Here is a 16,202-nt window from a genome sequence, read left to right as displayed (position 1 = left end):
GTAGCAAAATTGTGCTATATAAATATCTTGCCGCAGTAGAATATACTCATGAAGATGTCTCTATATAGGGTGGATAGAATAAATAGAAAATCAGGGAGAGACTTCAACAGGTTCAACCTCAATCGAACCGTCGTCCCTCATAAACAGGCGGACGTAGTGGTAGAAGCCACCCTCCTCTGGCTTGGCGTAGAGTGGAGCACCTCCGCCACCAGTTATGACAAACGGAACTCCCTCGTAGGTGCCGTACCAGTAGACGTGGATGTGGCCGAAGATTCCGAAGGCGTTGTATTCCCTCATAAGTTCGAGAAGCTTCTTGGCATCAGAGGGGTCAAGGGTGTGCTCATCGCTCGGCCTCGGGTCGTAGGGCGGCGCGTGCATGACTATGACTGGCCTCTCTCCGCGTTCCTTCGCCCTTTCAAGTTCTTTCTCCAGCCACGCCCACTGTTCATCGGTGAGCCTGTAGCCGTTCATAACGTCGTTTGCGAAGATGTAGCGGTAGCCCCCGAGGCTGAAGGCGTAGTCAGTCGGGCCGAAGTAGTAATGGTAGATGTTGACGCCCTCCCCATTGTACTCGTGGTTCCCAACGGCCACGAATACCGGCTTGTTCCACTTCCAGGCCTTCATAAGCTCCTCCCACTGGTAAATCGTGCCCGAGTACACGAGGTCGCCGCTGTCAATAACAAAGGCACCGTTTTCCTTGTTGATTGCGTCCCTGATCTTGAAGAAGACCTCTGGCTGTTTCTCGCCGCTTCCTGGCCTGTGGTCGCCGAACGCTAAAACGGTGTAGTTGCTAACGTTTGCAGGTATTATTGAGAAGTCTCCAGAAGAGACCACGACTACCTTCGTTCCGCCGAAGATTGCCTCTTTCATTGCGTCTTCCTGGTCACTCACGGCCATAACGTAGTTGGGGTTGATGTTGTCTATCACATAGGTGAGGGTTATCCCTTTGTTGTTCTTCACCCTAACGCTCACGTTGAAGCCGAGGGCACGGATGTAGACCTTGGTGTCGTTCACCATCCTGATGAATCCTCCGCTGACTGTTATGTTCTCTCCTTTAACGACGCGCCAGTAGTACTGGAAGGGTTCGTCGAATATTATCTGGTGGAGAGTAACGAACTCATCTTCCCCCGCGATTCCATCGAGGTTCGTGTCCCCTATCTCCTTCACGAGCATCCCCTCGAAGTTCCCCGAGCGGACAACCGCCGTCCTGTCGAGCTGGGCTTTACCTGATTTTACACCCGCGAGGAAGTTTAGTGCCGCACCGACTCCTGCCCTGCTCGTGCCGGAGACCACCATTGCAGGGTTTCCTTCTTTGGAGTTGAATATTGCAACAACGCCGTGCCAGGGGCCGATGTAGTGCATGCCGTTCTTGTAGGCTATGTATCCAAAGAAATCAAGCTTCTGCACCTGAACCGGCTTTCCGAAGAGGATTTTCTTTGAATAGACGTCCTGTGGCGATAAAACCAGGATGCCGCTTCCGGGGTATTCGGAGGAGGGCTTAACGCTGGCATTTGGGAAGTAGTGCTTGACAAGGTCTTCGTAGCCATTGCTTACGTAGAATGTCTCGTTGAAAAGCTCGTACCAACTGGCGAGGACCTTGCCGGGGGCGTAGCTCTTGAAGTTTATGCCTGAACTCCCAGCGCTCATTGAAGCTGTTTTCGTGTTTGTGTTGGTGGTGCCTCCTATGCAACCGGCTATGAACACGACGGACAGTATCAAAAGAGCGACGGGCTTTCTCATTTTCATCACCTTGGCTCTCATTCAAATCGTCGGGGAACGTTTAAATATGATTCGATTCAATCTCCTATGGTGGTACCATGTTCGTCGGGCACTATAAGGATGTCCCGGAAAAAAATACGGGTTTTGAGGGAGTGACAATCCGCTGGCTCGTTTCTCCGAAGCTCGGGGCAAAGAACTTCGCGATGCGCTACTTCGTCATGAAGAAGGGCTCTGAGATTCCAATCCACCAGCACGACTGGGAGCACGAGATATTCATTGTGAGGGGCGAGGGCATAATAACCAACGGAAAGGAGGAGTTCCACGTTAAGGAAGGCAACTTCCTCTACGTTCCGCCCAACGAGCCGCACGGCTACAAGGCAACTGGAGAAACGCTGGAGTTCCTCTGCATAATCCCTGCCAAGAAAGAGGCGATTCCAGAGGAAGAGTGGGCCTGAGTTCTCACTCACTTTTTTCCATCTCTCCCCGCAGATACGTTGAACCAGCCCACGTAATCTTGGCCCGGGTTATTTCCCCTTTCTCGCCGGCATCGAGGATTATCTCCTTGTAGTTGAACGTCCTGGCATCAATTCCGCCCTTCTCTCCCTGTCCGTGAACGAGAACCTCAACTTTCTTCCCAAGATAAGTCTGGTTTATTTCGTAGGCTATCTGGAGGCGGAGCCTGTGGAGAATCCTGGAGCGCTCCTTAACCTTCCAGCCTGGAAGCTGTTTCCACTTAGCCGCGATCGTTCCAGGTCTTGGTGAATACCTGGAGACGTTTATCTTGTCGGGTCTGACCCTCTTCACAAGCTCAACGGTGTTCTGGAAGGCCTCTTCGCCTTCGCCTGGAAAGCCGACTATTATGTCGGTGTTGAGATTCAAACCCGGAATTTTCCTGCGGAACTCACTAACGATTTCCTCGAACTCCTCAACCGTGTAGTTTCGCCCCATCCTCCTCAGGACTTCGTTGTCGCCGCTTTGGACGGGCAGGTGAAGGAACTTGTAAACCTTGGGGTCTTGGTAGACCTCTATCAGCTCGTCGAGGAACTTTATCACGTGGTTTGGGTTCATCATGCCGACGCGGATTCTAAAGTCTCCTTCGATGGCTGTTATTTCGTCGAGGAGCTCTGCCAGGTTCGTTCCGATGTCAAAACCGTAGCACCCGGTATCCTCGCTAGAAAGCTGGATTTCCTTGTAGCCCCTTGCGAGGGCTTCCTTTACCCACTTCAACACGAGTTCGGGCTTGTAGCTCTTGAGCACACCGCGGGCAAACCTTGTCGCGCAGTATGTGCAGGCGTTGAGGCAACCCTCGCTTATTGGCACAACGAAAACTACACCTGACTTCCAGAGACGCGGCAGTTCGAGCTTGTCTACCTTCCTTTCCTTCCAGCCCTCAACTGAGACCAGCTTTCCTCCGCGTTCGGCAAGGTCTATCGCCTCGGCGATTCTGTCTATGCTCTTGACGCCGAGCATCCCGGAGACTCGGGGGTCAATAACGTCTGGATTAACGTGAACGAGGCATCCTGTAGCGATGACTTTCTTTCCAGAATCGAGCAGTTCGCGTATTCTCCTCGCCATCTTGTGCTCCGTTGGGTCTTTAACGGCACAGGTGTTCACAACAACGTAATCAGCGCTTTCAGGACTTTCGGCTAACTCATAGCCAGCCCTAAGCAGAATAGCTTCCATAATCTCCCCGTCTGCTTTGTTCCTCGTGCAGCCGTAGCTCTCGACGTAAACCCTGACCATCGGGATGGGTTCAGAAGTGGGTTTAAAAAACAGACGGGTCAAAAGTGGGAATAAATGAGAGTGAAAAAAGAACTCTCAATCACTCAATGACTGAGGCGAAAGCGAACTTCCTCTTGACTGAGTTGATAACGATCTCAACCTCGTCGCCGACCTGGGTGTTCGGGACGAATATGACGAACCCCTTTATCTTGGCGATGCCGTCACCGCCCTTTCCAAGGCTCTCAATCTTGACCGTGTATCTCTCCCCAACCTTAACTGGGGCTTCCTGTCCATATCCACCAAACCTGTCTCCATACATATCCAACACCAACTCTTTCAACTTTCGGGGCCCTTCGGGAAGACTCCAGAAGAGTCCCGTTGTTGGGTTAGTCGCGGAGTATATAAACCTTTGGGTCACTTCGCCAGTTTTTCGGCGATCTCGACCGCTTTTTGAACCCCAGCCTTTACCTCATCGCTCAGCTCCATGCCCAGGTCTATCTCCTTCGCGACTATCCCGATAAAGTGAATCTCCGCTCTCTTCAGCCTCTCATCGAGCGCCATGAGGAGCTTCAGCCCATCGATAGCACCCATGAAGTGGGCGCTCCTGATTTCTGCCTTCAGCTTCTCGAATATTTCCTCGCCACTAAAGTGAACTACCTCTCCGGGCTTCAGTTTATCGCTCAGGATGGCGTCGATGATTACTATCTCTCTTCACCGTTGTAGTGGTTGGCGAGGCGGAAGATGTCCGTCCCAACTTCGAGGACGTTGTAGCCCTTCTCCGCGAGAATTCTGCCCGCTTTCAGCCCGGCTCCGTCGTCTTTCATCAGCTCGTTGCCGAGGTCGAGGATGAGTACTCTCACGGCTAACCACCTATGATTTCAACCTTTTCCTTCTCAGCCGGAACCTTGAAGTCGTCGTCTATCGTGGCCAAGGAAAAGCCGTGCTCGATGCAAGTGGCAAGAATAAGAGCATCGTTGGGAAGGAGCGCGTACTTCTCTATCAGCTCGCGGGCTTTAAAGAGTGCATTCTGAGTCGTGGGTATAAAACCGAAGTCCTCTAACACCTTGAAAACAGTGGACAGCTCTTTGGGTAGCCTCTCGGGATGACCCTTTATCGTCCGAGGAGATGCCCCCAAGAAGTATCCTAAAAGAATGTAAACAACTTCACTGAACACGACCTCATTGATATAAAGAACGTCATCACTTTCTTCAAACTGTTCAATCAATCCAACAGCCCGCTCGTTTCCCCTGAAGTACTCAATCAGGACAGAACTGTCAATCAATAAGTCCCTCATAGAGCTCCCTCTTTATCTCTTTCCATGACTTATCGGTCTTCATGATCCCCTTGAGCTTTTTCAGGTTCTCAAAGAGCTCCTTCTTGTGGGCCAGATACCAAGCCCTAGCTTCGACGTCTTTCCGGAACTCCTCGGCGTACTTCTTCGGGACTTTAACATGAATCACAACATCAACAAGCTCCTCGGCCATGCCCTCACCATTGAAAAATATGCTTGAAACCTTAAAAAAGTTGAGATGCTAAAGCCTCGCCACGTGCACTGAACAGGAGATGCACGGGTCGTAGGCCCTCACGACCATCTCCGCGAGGAGCTTGAGCTTCTCCGGATCGTCGTTGTAGTGCTTCTCCGCCATCATCCTCACGTGCTGCTCCATCATGGCGAGGTTGAATGCCGTTGGGGTTATTATGTCTGCGTAGCTGACCCTTCCGTTCTCGACCTTGAGCGCGTAAACGAGCACTCCACGCGGGGCTTCGGTAGTTGAGACACCGAAGCCGTCCTTCAAAGCTACCTCGTCCCTCGGCCTTATCGGCCACTTCGCGAGGGCCTCGTCAATCAGGTCTATCGCCCTCTCCGTGAAGTAGACGAGCTCAAGCGCCTGCGCGAGGTTGTTGGCGAACGGATTGGTGGATCTCAAAAGGTCTTTATAGCTCTCGTAGAGCTCCTTAGCCCTTCCGTAGAGTGTATCGGCGTTGTTCACGAGGCGCGAAATGGCACCAACCATGAAGGGCTTTCCGTGGTAGTGGCTGTGCTTGGCGAAGCTGTGCTCAACGACGAACTCCTTTATGTGCTCCCTGTACTCCTCGCTCGGGAACTCATTTCCGTCCGAGGCCTTGAGGTAGTCGCCGTAGATGCCGTAAACTCCGTTCCTCGGCTTGACCGCTATGTGGGTGATCGGCCCCTCGACTTCCTCGTACTGCTCAAGCTTCGTGAAGAGCTCGAAGGTGTACTCCGCCTTCGGAAGGGCTTCCTTAAGGCGTCTCTTCATATTCTCAAGGACGCTCTTGTCCGGGAGCTTTCCGAAGCCGCCCAAAACTGCGTTCTCCTGGTGGATGGCTCTGCTTCCGAGTTCGTCCATCATCCAGCTCCCGAGGTTCTTTAGGTCGAGAGCTATGCTCATCTCTTTCTTGTACTCGTCTATCATATGGAGCGGCCCGGAGTAGCCCAGATAATCGGGCAGGACGAGGAGGTAAAGGTGGAGCGCGTGGCTCTCTATCATGTCGCCTATGTAGAGGACTTCCCTGAGGGCCTGGATTTCCTCGCGCGGGGTGAAGCCTATCGCCTTCTCAGCGGCCTCAACGGCGGTGAGTTTGTGGGCCGCCGAACAGAAAGAGCATATTCTTGGGTAAATCGCTAAAGCTTCGTCGAGCTTCTTGCCGAGGGTTATGGCCTCGAAAAACCTCGGCCCCTCTATGATGTTGAGCTTGACTTCCTTCACGCCATCGTCGCCGACAACGATCTCAACGCCGCCCTTGCCCTCGACTCTCGCTATGTGGTCAACGGTGATTGGGAGATAAACGTTCTTCATTCTTTCACCTCCTGGAAGATTTTGTTAACCATTTCCTCGAGCTTCGGGTTGTGGGCGTTGAACATCCTCATCCTCTCCAGGATCTCCTCTTTGGTCAGTCCTTTCTCCCTGAAGACCCTCGCTAAGGAGTCGAACCATGCCACATCGTATCCTATCGCCCCACGACAACCAATGCACGCTATTCCATAGGCAGGGCATCTCGCGTCGCAGCCGGCCCTCGTTACCGGGCCAAGGCATGGCTCGCCCTTCTCAAGGAGGACGCAGGTGTTGCCCCTGAGCCTGCACTCCAAACAGACTGGATAGTCTATGTCCTCGGGCCACGAACCTATGAGGAGCGTTCCGAGGGTGTAGAGGAAGTCCCTCTTCTCAGGCGGGCAGCCGTAGATGTTGTAGTCAACCTTGATGTAGTTGGAGATCGGCTCTGCCATCTTTGGCTGGAACTTGACCTTGGCGTCTCCATAGACGGTCTTCCAAAGCTCCTCCAGTGGTTTGTCCTTCTCCCAGCTCTGAACGCCGCCCTGGACGGCGCAGGAGCCGACTGCAACCACTATCTTGGCATTCTCGCGGATTTTCTTGACGAGCTCGGCCTCTTCCTCCGTTGAGACGCTCCCCTCGATGAAGGCTATATCAACGGGCTCGTCCTCGTAGGAGTCCCTCTCCAGCATGAACCAGCAGGCTATCTCGACGTTCGGAATGAGCTGGAGTATCTCGTCCATCATCGCGAACTGGAGCTGGCAGCCGTAGCATGAGGTCAGAGCGTAAAACCCAATCCTTATCTTCTTCTCGCTCATCTTCATCACCTCAGTCGAGCAAGCCCGGTGTTGATATTATGTCGAAGTAACCGAAGACAGGCCCGTCTTTGCAGATGTACTTCCAGCTCGTGCTCGTTCCGACGTTGCAGTGGCCGCACTTGCCAATTCCGCACTTCATTTTCCTCTCGAGGGTCACGTAGATGTTCTCGGGCCGGTAGCCGTAGTTGATGAGGGCCTCGAAAACGGCCTTGTACATCCTCGGAGGTCCGCAGATGGCCACGGCAGTCTTCTTCGGGTTCGTGTTCGCCTCGGGAATGAAGTTCTGGGGTCTTCCGTGTAAGCCTGGCCAGTCAGGGTCTCTCGTAACGCTCTGGATTATCTTGACGTTCTCCGCCTCAGCCAAGTCCTTCATGGCCTCAAGCTCCTTGTAGAAGAGGAGATCCTTACCATACCTCGCCGTGTTGATGAAGGTTATGTTGCCGTACTTCCAGCGGTTGTCCATGGCATACAAGAAGACGCTCCTGAGCGGTGCAGTCCCGAGACCCGCGGCTATGAGGAGGAGGTCCATTCCCTCCCACTCGTCAACCGGGAAGCCGTTTCCATATGGCCCCCTCACGAGGACTGTATCTCCCGGCTTGAGACGGTGGACGACCGTTGTGACTCTCCCAGCCTTCCTGATGCACAGCTCGAAGAAGCCGCGCCTCATCGCTGAGGAGCAGATGCTTATCGGGACTTCACCGACTCCGGGGATGGTGAGCTGGACGAACTGCCCCGGCCTGAACGTCCACTTTTCTGCAAGCTCAGCATCCTCAAACCTGAACAGGAACAGCTTTTCCTTCTCAGTGAGCGGGTAGACTCTGAGCACCTTGGCCCTGTGAAGAGCGTATGGGTTATCGTTCGGCATCATTATCTCCTTTGGAAGAACCATGCTCATAGCCCATCACCCCTTATGTGGGAGGCGTAGGCGAAGCCCCTCTTCGGAATCTCCTCGGTTATCTCGCTTGGACAGGATTTCTCTTCGAGGCCGAGAATAGTCCTCAGGTTCCTCACGAAGCTTATACCTGCAGGGCAGAAGTAGGTGCACCTTCCACAGCCGACGCAGTAGCTCAGGCCGAGCTTCTCGTTGTAGGAGTTCTTACAGAGGTAGCGGTTCCTGAAGCGGTCTTTCTTCGTCGGCCTGAAGTTGTGGCCGCCGGCGACAAGACCGTGGCTCCTGAACTGGCAGGAGTCCCAGCGCCTCTCGCGGTAGCCGGTGTTCCCGTCGAGGTTCACTATGTCCTGCACCTCGTAGCAGCGGCATGTCGGGCAGGTGGTATTGCAGATTCCGCAGGCGAGGCAGAGGTCGGCCTGTTCTTCCCACATCGGGTGCTCCATCTCGAGCTCGAGGAGGTAGCGCAGGTTGCTCCAGTCCTCGTGGTACTTGAACGCTTGAGAGCGCTTGTTCTCAAACTCCCTGAAGTTGCAGATGTCCTCGGTGGTTACCTCCTCGAAGAGCTCCATGTTCTTGTCCACTATCCTGTGGCCCGTCGGTGAGCCGACTCTGACGAGCCATCCATCGGGAAGCTCGTGGAGGAAGAGGTCAAAGCCGTCATCGGCAAAATCTGTCTCCCTCAGGTTGCAGAAGCAGTATTCATCTGGCATGCAGCTTATCCCGATGATTATTCCCTTTTCCCTTCTCGCCTTGTAGTACTTGTCTGGGAGCTCGTCGAGGTAGACCGTATCGAGGATTTTGAGGCCGTGGATGTCGCAGGCGTGAAGGCCGAAGATCACAAAGGGTTCAACGTCCTCGATGGTTTCCCTGTACTCCGGCCTGCTCAGGTCGAACTCGAAGAGCTTCTCCCTCGGGAGGAAGAAGAACTTCTTCGGCGGCATTATCGTCCTGTTGTAATTGAACTCGACCTTTCTGACGTCGTCTATCTCTCTGAAGTCGTAGAACTTCTCCGAGATCTTCACGGGAGCGTAGAGCTTACCCCACTCCTTCAGGCGCTCAAGGAATGTGTACGTGTTTTCCTTCGGGAGCTTAACGTATCTCAACCTTACCACCCCCAATGAACATAAACATACATGCGTCCAATTATGTTCATTTATTGAGAGTAAGAGACAGCCTTAAAAAGCGTTTTTAAACCCAGAAATTCAAAACCAAAAGTTTAAACTCTTTTGTTTGATTAAAATCTCTTAGGTCAACAAAAAAGTTAAACTCATCGTGGATTCTTTGTGGAGCGATAATGAACAACACTGAGTTTTGGGGTTCAATTTTGGTTGTTTGTGGATTTGGAACCTTCAATACTTAAATAGGGCGGTATTGAACTTTTGGTTTGAAAATAACCGTTTGAAAAACGCTTTTATGGGCATTCTTTCAAAAAATACTGGGAACTTAAAGAAGATGTAAGCCCATTCAGCGGGCTCGCAGGTGATATCTGTGCTGAAAGCGGAACTCTGTATTGGGTGCGGGGCGTGTGCAGGTGCCTGTCCTTATTCGGCTATTTTGGTTTTTGAGAATGAAGTTAGGAGAATACTTTTTGAGCCCGCGAAATGCGGAGACTGTGCCTTTGAATGCAACGAAGTTTGCCCCACTGGAGCACTGGAGGGGAGACCTGAGAGTATGGAGCTGGCCTTGGAGTTTGCCCGCTGTGCTGTCTGCGGAAAACGTCTCAACAGCACCAAGAAAGAAGCCGATTATCTCGCAAACCGGCTTCTAAAAACTGGAGGAAACCCTGAACTCGCCTTTCTGTGTAATGAATGCAAGAGAAAGAGGCTGTTTAGGGCGTCGAATAAGTACGAAGCTTACACGGGGTGATTAGGGATGGAAGGGATTAGATTTGCGTTTCTATGTAGGGAAAAACCCGAGCCAACCGGAAAGAAGGTGGCCGTCATCGGGGCGGGACCCGCCGGTCTGGCAGCCACAGGGTACCTCGTCTGCCAGGGACACGAGGTTCATGTTTACGACAAGCTGCCTGAACCCGGAGGTCTAATGCTGTTTGGAATACCCGAGTTTAGGATTCCTATCTACAGGGTTAGAGAGGGCTACAAAGAGCTTGAGAAGGTCTACAACGTCAAGTTCTTCACGAGAACGAAGGTATGCTTCGGTAATCCCAAGGAGAGCGGCGATGAGTTCGTTGAGCGCAGAATAGAGTTCGAGGAGATCCTAAAGAACTACGATGCCGTTCTGATAGCCACAGGCACTTGGAACGCCTACGTTCCAACGATACCAGGTTCAGACCTTGAGGGGGTCTACCCGGCGCTTGAGTACCTGTTCAGGATCAAGAGCGCCAAGCTGGGCCATATGGACTGGAGTGAAGTGCCCCCTGTTGAGGGGAGAAAAGTCCTCGTGGTAGGCGCGGGACACAGCGCCGTTGACGCGGCTCTTGAAAGCATAAACCTGGGGGCGGAGAAGGTCTACATGAGCTACCGCAGAACGATAAGGGAGGCCCCCGCGGGGGCTTACGAGATCAACCTCCTCCAGCAGAGAGGGGTTAAGTGGCTGGAGAGGACAATGCCTGTCAGGATAATAGGTGAAAACGGAAGGGTTAGAGCTGTTGAACTCGTCAAAACGGAGCTGAGCGAGCCAGACGAAACCGGGAGAAGAAGACCAATCCCGATTGAGGGCTCCAACTTCCAGATCGAGGTTGATTACATGGTCTGCGCAGTTGGCCAGATGCCAACCCCACCGTTTTCCAAGGAGATGGGCATAGCGCTTGACAGGAAGGGAAGGATCGTCGTGGATAGCAGGCACATGACCAGCAGGGAGGGCGTCTTCGCTGCGGGAGACGTTGTTCTGGGGCCATCAAAAGTTGGAAGGGCTGTCAAGGACGGCCTGTATGCAGCCGAGTCCATACACCTGTGGCTGATGGGGAGGTGAGGGAAATGACGAGGAGGATACTCCACGTTGATTACAGCCTTTGCATTGGTTGTGAGACGTGCGAAGGAGTCTGCGACTTTATTCACGGCGGCAGACCCAACATAAAGGTCTATTACACCATTACAGGGATCCCCGTTCCCATAAACTGTCGTCACTGTGAGAAAGCCCCATGTATGGACGTCTGTCCTGCGGGGGCGATCTACCGCGACAGCGATGGGGCCGTTATAATAAACCCCAATAAGTGCATAGGCTGTCTGATGTGCCTCGCCGCCTGTCCTTTCGGAGTTCCCACTTTTGATGTCAAGCTCAAGGCAGTTACTAAGTGCGACATGTGTGCTGATAGAAGAAGGCTTGGAACGGCCCCAGCGTGTGCCGAAATGTGTCCGGCAGGGGCCATATTCTTCGGAAAGCCCGAGGAAGTCGAGGAAAAAGTTAGGAGAAGAACCGCCGAAAAGATAGCACGGGAGCGGCTGGCGGCGGTTAACTTGGAGGGAGTCGGACGGATGCTCTGACGCCGCTTGATGCTTTGACCTTTATTTTTCCTGCTTGGAACGGAGGTTCGGAAGTATCTTAAACTCTTTTGTTAGCCACAGTGCTTCTGAGAATACGAAAGGTGTTAACATAGCCTTATTACTCAATACCTCGACTATCATAACCTTTTGTTAAAAACCAAGCGATTTAAAAACGGTTTTAAGCCAGAAGCGGGAGTTCTGTGTGGGGATAAAAAAGTACAGTGTTGAATATTAGTGCTGTAATGACGCATGATGTACAGTGCGATGATGGAGGTGTTGAGAATGGATGAAAAGCTCGTCCCTGTGGTCTGCCCCTACTGCGGTGTGGGGTGCAGGCTGTACATTAGGAGTTCTGACGGCCATCCCCTTGGCATCGAGTACGCCAATGACATACCCGGAATCTCAAACGAAAATGGAAAGCTCTGTCCCAAGGGCAACGCCGTTCTTGAGTACGTCCTCGCCCGGGACAGGCTTAAGAAGCCATTAAAGGCGAAGGAGCAAGGCAAGTTCGTCGAGATAAGCTGGAGTCAGGCCATAAAGGAGGTCGCCGAGAGGCTTAAGGAGTATTCAAAGGACGATCCGAATTCAATGATGTTCTTCGGCAGTGCAAAAACTTTCAACGAGCCAAACTACCTTATACAGAAGCTGGCCAGAATGCTCGGAACCAACAACGTTGATCACTGCGCGAGACTCTGCCATGCATCAACAGTTTCCGGCCTCAAAGCCGTCTTCGGCGCTGGGGCGATGACGAACACATACAGGGACATTGAAGAGGCGAACGTTATCTTCATCATCGGCCACAACTTCGCCGAGACTCACCCGGTTGGCTTCCGCTACGTTCTCAAGGCCAAGGAGAGGGGAGCTAAGGTCATAGTGGCCGACCCGCGCTTTACAAGGACAGCCTGGTTCGCCGACATTTACCTGCAGCACTACCCCGGTACCGACATCGCCCTGATAAACGGCCTCATTCATGTCATCATAGAGGAGAGGCTCTACGACGAGAAGTTCGTCAGGGAGAGGTGCACGGGCTTCGATGAACTCGCCAAGACCGTTGAGAAGTTCACTCCCGGGTACGTCGAGAAGATAACCGGCGTTCCAGCAGATCTGATAGTCCAGGCCGCGAGGACGTTTGCAACGGGGGGGAAGGGCGTAATAACGTGGGCGATGGGAATAACCCAGCATACCCACGGACACGACAACGTGAGACTGCTCGCAACGCTTTCAGCCATATGTGGCTACCAGGGAAGGGAAGGCTGTGGAGTATCCCCAATGCGCGGCCAGAACAACGTCCAGGGAGCCTGCGACCTTGGAGTACTTCCAAACGTCTTCCCCGGCTACAAAGCGGTTTCCGATCCTGAAGGGAGGAAGTTCTTCGAGGAGTTCTGGGGAACCGAGCTGAGCGGAGAGGTGGGACTTACAGTCATCGAGGCTGCCCACGCCATAGAGAAGGGGAAGGTCAGGGCCTACTACGTCATGGGTGAGAACCCTGTCATAAGCGATGCTAACACCAACCACGTCATCAAGGCCCTCCATAAGCTTGAGTTCATGGTCGTTCAGGACATAGTTCCCACACCGACCATGGAGTTCGCGGACATAGTTCTCCCGGCTGCGGCTATGCTTGAGAACGAGGGCTCCCTCACGAACACCGAGAGAAGGGTTCAGTGGAGTTTCCAGGCGATCAACCCGCCGGGGGAGGCGAGGCCGGACTGGTGGATAGTCAGTGAGATAGGCAAGGCCGCTGGCTTCACAGGAGACGGGCCGAAGGGCTTCAACTATTCCGGCCCAGAGGACATTCTGCGTGAGGTCAACGCCTGCACCCCACAGTATCGGGGCATAACTCCAGAGAGGCTCAAGGCAAACTTAGCTGGAATACACTGGCCGTGCCCGAGTGAAGACCATCCCGGCACGAGGGTTCTCTACAAGGAGAGGTTCCTGACCAGCGATGGCAAGGCGCACCTCGCGGCCGTTGAGTACCGCGGGCCGGCTGAAACACCGGACGAGGATTACCCGTTCCTCCTGACGACAGTGAGGTACGTTGGCCACTACCACACCCTCACGATGACCGGAAGGAGCAGGGCCCTCGTCAAGAGGTGGCCCGAGCCCCTCGCTGAGATACACCCTGAGGACGCCGAGAGACTTGGAATAAAGACCGGGGACTGGGTCAAAATCGTCACAAGAAGAGGAGAGTATCCGATCAGGGCAAAGGTCACGAGGACAGTCAAGAAGGGGGTTATAGCGGTTCCCTGGCACTGGGGAGCGAACGTCGTTACCAACGATGCCCTCGACCCAGTGGCCAAGATTCCGGAGACCAAGGCCTGCGCCTGCAAAGTCGTCAAGATTACGGAGGAAGAGGCCAGGGAGCTCATGAAGAAGGTACCTCCCGTTATACCAGAGATTGAAATTGTTAGGGGGTGACCTGAATGGCCAGAAAGACCGTTTTTATAGACTTTTCAAAGTGCATCGAGTGCCGCGCCTGTGAGGTAGCCTGCGAGCGCGAACACAACGGAAGATCATTCATAAACGTCTTTGAATGGCAGGAAATGGCCGCGATGGCCCTCAACTGCCGCCACTGTGAGAAGGCTCCCTGCCTCGAGGTCTGCCCGACAAACGCACTCTATCGCGATGGGGATGGAGCAGTTCTGCTCGCCCCCCAGAAGTGCATTGGCTGTCTGATGTGTGGAATCGTGTGCCCCTTTGGAATACCAGAGCTTGACTCCCTTGACAAGATAATGATGAAGTGCGACCTCTGCGCCCACAGGAGAGCCGAAGGAAAGCTCCCGGCGTGTGTGGAAACCTGCCCGACCGATGCCCTTCTCTTCGGCGACTTCAACGACATCCAAAGGATGAGGAGACAAAAGTTCACCGAAAAGGCGATAGAGATAGCCAAGAGCGGCGAGAGAATACAGTTCAGGGGTGTGTAGGTATTTGTAGTTTCCTAACTTTTTCCTTACTCGTGGAGACGCATACCAAACGGGGGGTAGGGCGACCAAAAGTGCTGAAGAGGGATGAAAATGCCTGAAACGTTGAAGTGTTCCTTAATACCATTGGAACATCTTCCTAATGGTTTGGGAGTCCCGCAAATAGACCCAGAGCTCTGCATCGGTTGCGGCGCCTGTGTTAATGTTTGCCCTGCGGGTGCTCTGCAGGCTATAGACGACTACATGGAAGGTATCAGGAAGATATCCCTCAACATCGGAAAGTGCACTCCATGCACTCGTTGTGAGGAGGTCTGCCCGACGGGGGCTATTAAGATAGCAACTTTTGAGGTTATCTCTCTGAGGAAAAGGGCTTACGTTGAGGTTGTGGAACTAAGGCTTCACCTATGTCCTGGTTGCGGGAACTATGCCGATTACACAGAGAGATCGCTGGAAAAGTCCCTCCAGATGCTTTCGGAAGGAATGTTTGATCGCGATGAGATAGTGGGAAGGGCCGTTCTCTGCAGGAGTTGCCGCAGAAAGCTCACGGTAAATGAAACGATGAGAGCAAGTAGGGAGGGATAAGATGAACCTTCGTTCCTTTCTGTGTTTTCTCCGTGATACCACTCGGAAGGGCCTATCACGTGGGCTTGGAACATCTTGAGGAAAGGTTATGAAGAATAGGAGGTGATCGAATGGTCGATCCGAAAGAACAAATCCTGTATGGTGTGGATACCACCTTTGAGGGGATAGCCAAGAAGGCCACCCCCAAGTTCAGAACAACCCCCGGAAGGTTACTCTTTGCCGGCTTTATGGCTGGAGCGTTCATCGCCTTCGGATTCCTCTTGGCGGTGGTGGCGGCTTCCGGCTACAGCCCCAAGCTCTTCCCTGACAAGGGAAACATATCCGCCTTCAAGCTCCTCCTCGGTGCCGTCTTCCCTGTCGGCCTCATTGGGGTTGTCATAGGCGGTGCTGACCTCTGGACCGGCAACGTTCAGTTCCTCAGCTCCGCGAAGGTTAAGGGCTACGCCGACTTCAAGTGCGTCCTCTACAACTGGTTCGGAAGCTACGGGGGCAACTTCATAGGCTCAATCTTCCTTGCCCTGCTGGCAACTACCCTAACCGGACTCTTCGGCCACGTTGGAGACCCTAACACCTTTGGAAAAGTCACGGTGAGCATAGCCACGGGCAAGGTTTCAAAGGACATGCTCGCGCTGTTTTTCCTCGGCATCGGCTGTAACTGGCTCGTCAACCTTGCAATATGGCAGTCTGCTAGGGTTCAGGACGGGGCAGGTAAGATACTCGCTATATGGTTCCCAATCTTTGCCTTCGTCGCCATAGGCTTTGAACACGCCATCGCCAACATGTGGGCGATCCCAACGGGGATACTCCTCAGCAACTACACCATAACCTGGACAAAGTTCTTCCACAACCTGATCCCGGTGACCTTCGGCAACGCCGTCGGCGGCTTCCTCTTCGTCGCGTTCTACTACTGGTACCTCAGCCACCCGGAGCTCACCGCCGAGAGGCTCATCAAGGAGATCGTTGACTTCCTGGTTGTCTTCATAGCATTCTGGATCGTCGCGACCCTCGTACCTGCTGGAATAGCAATGGCACTCGACAGCGCTCTCGGCAGTGGTGCAATGTACGCCGTTCCGCTTGCGCTTTCAATCTACTACATAGCGGGCACGTTCTTCCTGGCCAAGATTGCCAAGCCCGCCTGATGCATTTTCCTTTATTACCCCCTAATTCGCAGCATTGAAGTTCTTAATTTAACTTTTAGATTTGAACCATTGGTTCAAAACGAGCCGTTTAATACCTTCTCTTGCCAAACAAAAGCTTGGGAAAAGCGTTTTAAGCAGAATGAGAAATCGGAAGTGAGAGGTGCTGAAAATGTCTCATCT

At 53.2% G+C, this 16,202-nt stretch carries 17 protein-coding genes and 1 pseudogene; 8 read left to right on the top strand and 10 right to left on the bottom strand.

Annotated features, from left to right (window positions below; genetic code table 11):
- Positions 1-90: 90 nt before the first annotated feature.
- Positions 91-1,746 (bottom strand): metallophosphoesterase family protein, encoded by a 1,656-nt coding sequence (locus ACZ5TN_RS07315; RefSeq protein WP_464916364.1) that lies wholly within the window; start codon positions 1,744-1,746, stop codon positions 91-93.
- Between the two features lie 71 nt (positions 1,747-1,817).
- Here ACZ5TN_RS07315 and ACZ5TN_RS07310 point away from each other — a divergent pair, with 71 nt between their 5' ends.
- A complete protein-coding gene (locus ACZ5TN_RS07310) occupies positions 1,818-2,174 on the top strand; it encodes a cupin domain-containing protein (protein WP_011251013.1) in 357 nt (118 codons plus the stop codon).
- 4 nt (positions 2,175-2,178) lie between these two features.
- Here the strand turns inward: ACZ5TN_RS07310 and ACZ5TN_RS07305 are convergent, their stop codons facing one another.
- From ACZ5TN_RS07305 to hydB, 9 genes and pseudogenes are all read right to left on the bottom strand, one after another.
- Positions 2,179-3,462, bottom strand: coding sequence for a tRNA (N(6)-L-threonylcarbamoyladenosine(37)-C(2))-methylthiotransferase (locus ACZ5TN_RS07305; RefSeq protein ID WP_464916363.1), 1,284 nt, complete (start codon positions 3,460-3,462; stop codon positions 2,179-2,181).
- A 79-nt stretch (positions 3,463-3,541) separates the two neighbouring features.
- A complete protein-coding gene (locus ACZ5TN_RS07300) occupies positions 3,542-3,760 on the bottom strand; it encodes a TRAM domain-containing protein (protein WP_011251015.1) in 219 nt (72 codons plus the stop codon).
- Between the two features lie 95 nt (positions 3,761-3,855).
- A pseudogene (locus tag ACZ5TN_RS07295) lies at positions 3,856-4,301 on the bottom strand (hydrogenase maturation protease).
- A gap of 2 nt (positions 4,302-4,303) precedes the next feature.
- Positions 4,304-4,735, bottom strand: a complete 432-nt coding sequence (locus ACZ5TN_RS07290) for a type II toxin-antitoxin system VapC family toxin (protein ID WP_464916362.1) — start codon at positions 4,733-4,735, stop codon at positions 4,304-4,306.
- On the bottom strand, positions 4,716-4,925 hold the full coding sequence (locus ACZ5TN_RS07285) for a hypothetical protein (protein ID WP_054839557.1): 210 nt from the start codon (positions 4,923-4,925) through the stop codon (positions 4,716-4,718). The genes ACZ5TN_RS07290 and ACZ5TN_RS07285 overlap by 20 nt, the downstream gene beginning before the upstream one ends.
- Positions 4,926-4,973: 48 nt before the next feature.
- The gene (gene hydA / locus ACZ5TN_RS07280) at positions 4,974-6,260 is read right to left on the bottom strand and encodes an NADPH-dependent hydrogenase/sulfhydrogenase 1 subunit alpha (protein ID WP_011251019.1); all 1,287 of its coding nucleotides are present in this window, start codon (positions 6,258-6,260) and stop codon (positions 4,974-4,976) included.
- The gene (gene hydD, locus ACZ5TN_RS07275; RefSeq protein WP_054839558.1) at positions 6,257-7,051 is read right to left on the bottom strand and encodes an NADPH-dependent hydrogenase/sulfhydrogenase 1 subunit delta; all 795 of its coding nucleotides are present in this window, start codon (positions 7,049-7,051) and stop codon (positions 6,257-6,259) included. Before hydD ends, hydA begins: the two co-directional genes overlap by 4 nt.
- Positions 7,052-7,061: 10 nt before the next feature.
- Positions 7,062-7,940: an NADPH-dependent hydrogenase/sulfhydrogenase 1 subunit gamma gene (gene hydG, locus ACZ5TN_RS07270; protein ID WP_464917567.1), complete on the bottom strand. Its 879-nt coding sequence runs from the start codon at positions 7,938-7,940 to the stop codon at positions 7,062-7,064.
- Positions 7,941-7,942: 2 nt separating this feature from the next.
- Complete coding sequence (hydB, locus tag ACZ5TN_RS07265) at positions 7,943-9,046, bottom strand: NADPH-dependent hydrogenase/sulfhydrogenase 1 subunit beta (RefSeq protein ID WP_011251022.1); 1,104 nt, start codon at positions 9,044-9,046, stop codon at positions 7,943-7,945.
- Between the two features lie 385 nt (positions 9,047-9,431).
- Here hydB and ACZ5TN_RS07260 point away from each other — a divergent pair, with 385 nt between their 5' ends.
- The 7 genes from ACZ5TN_RS07260 (at position 9,432) to ACZ5TN_RS07230 (ending at position 16,022) form a co-directional block, all read left to right on the top strand.
- Positions 9,432-9,809, top strand: coding sequence for a 4Fe-4S dicluster domain-containing protein (locus ACZ5TN_RS07260; protein ID WP_011251023.1), 378 nt, complete (start codon positions 9,432-9,434; stop codon positions 9,807-9,809).
- Positions 9,810-9,815: 6 nt separating this feature from the next.
- Positions 9,816-10,871 (top strand): FAD-dependent oxidoreductase, encoded by a 1,056-nt coding sequence (locus tag ACZ5TN_RS07255; RefSeq protein ID WP_011251024.1) that lies wholly within the window; start codon positions 9,816-9,818, stop codon positions 10,869-10,871.
- Positions 10,872-10,876: 5 nt separating this feature from the next.
- Entirely contained in the window at positions 10,877-11,383 is a 507-nt protein-coding gene (locus tag ACZ5TN_RS07250; protein WP_011251025.1) for a 4Fe-4S dicluster domain-containing protein, read from the top strand.
- Between the two features lie 282 nt (positions 11,384-11,665).
- Positions 11,666-13,798, top strand: coding sequence for a formate dehydrogenase subunit alpha (gene fdhF / locus ACZ5TN_RS07245; protein ID WP_048053768.1), 2,133 nt, complete (start codon positions 11,666-11,668; stop codon positions 13,796-13,798).
- Positions 13,799-13,803: 5 nt separating this feature from the next.
- Complete coding sequence (locus tag ACZ5TN_RS07240) at positions 13,804-14,304, top strand: 4Fe-4S dicluster domain-containing protein (RefSeq protein WP_011251027.1); 501 nt, start codon at positions 13,804-13,806, stop codon at positions 14,302-14,304.
- 84 nt (positions 14,305-14,388) lie between these two features.
- Positions 14,389-14,883 (top strand): 4Fe-4S dicluster domain-containing protein, encoded by a 495-nt coding sequence (locus ACZ5TN_RS07235; protein WP_232500578.1) that lies wholly within the window; start codon positions 14,389-14,391, stop codon positions 14,881-14,883.
- 110 nt (positions 14,884-14,993) lie between these two features.
- Positions 14,994-16,022, top strand: coding sequence for a formate/nitrite transporter family protein (locus ACZ5TN_RS07230; protein WP_011251029.1), 1,029 nt, complete (start codon positions 14,994-14,996; stop codon positions 16,020-16,022).
- The last annotated feature ends 180 nt before the right edge of the window (positions 16,023-16,202 follow it).

Source organism: Thermococcus sp. JCM 11816 (assembly GCF_055396515.1).
This window is presented reverse-complemented; position numbering and strand designations above follow the sequence as displayed.

Bases quoted from the DNA above. Each gene is read 5' to 3' on its own strand.
- ACZ5TN_RS07315 (WP_464916364.1), bottom strand. From the start codon at position 1,746: ATGAAAATGAGAAAGCCCGTCGCTCTTTTGATACTGTCCGTCGTGTTC.
- ACZ5TN_RS07310 (WP_011251013.1), top strand. From the start codon at position 1,818: ATGTTCGTCGGGCACTATAAGGATGTCCCGGAAAAAAATACGGGTTTT.
- ACZ5TN_RS07305 (WP_464916363.1), bottom strand. From the start codon at position 3,462: ATGGTCAGGGTTTACGTCGAGAGCTACGGCTGCACGAGGAACAAAGCA.
- ACZ5TN_RS07300 (WP_011251015.1), bottom strand. From the start codon at position 3,760: ATGTATGGAGACAGGTTTGGTGGATATGGACAGGAAGCCCCAGTTAAG.
- ACZ5TN_RS07290 (WP_464916362.1), bottom strand. From the start codon at position 4,735: ATGAGGGACTTATTGATTGACAGTTCTGTCCTGATTGAGTACTTCAGG.
- ACZ5TN_RS07285 (WP_054839557.1), bottom strand. From the start codon at position 4,925: ATGGCCGAGGAGCTTGTTGATGTTGTGATTCATGTTAAAGTCCCGAAG.
- hydA (WP_011251019.1), bottom strand. From the start codon at position 6,260: ATGAAGAACGTTTATCTCCCAATCACCGTTGACCACATAGCGAGAGTC.
- hydD (WP_054839558.1), bottom strand. From the start codon at position 7,051: ATGAGCGAGAAGAAGATAAGGATTGGGTTTTACGCTCTGACCTCATGC.
- hydG (WP_464917567.1), bottom strand. From the start codon at position 7,940: ATGGTTCTTCCAAAGGAGATAATGATGCCGAACGATAACCCATACGCT.
- ACZ5TN_RS07255 (WP_011251024.1), top strand. From the start codon at position 9,816: ATGGAAGGGATTAGATTTGCGTTTCTATGTAGGGAAAAACCCGAGCCA.
- ACZ5TN_RS07250 (WP_011251025.1), top strand. From the start codon at position 10,877: ATGACGAGGAGGATACTCCACGTTGATTACAGCCTTTGCATTGGTTGT.
- fdhF (WP_048053768.1), top strand. From the start codon at position 11,666: ATGGATGAAAAGCTCGTCCCTGTGGTCTGCCCCTACTGCGGTGTGGGG.
- ACZ5TN_RS07240 (WP_011251027.1), top strand. From the start codon at position 13,804: ATGGCCAGAAAGACCGTTTTTATAGACTTTTCAAAGTGCATCGAGTGC.
- ACZ5TN_RS07235 (WP_232500578.1), top strand. From the start codon at position 14,389: ATGAAAATGCCTGAAACGTTGAAGTGTTCCTTAATACCATTGGAACAT.
- ACZ5TN_RS07230 (WP_011251029.1), top strand. From the start codon at position 14,994: ATGGTCGATCCGAAAGAACAAATCCTGTATGGTGTGGATACCACCTTT.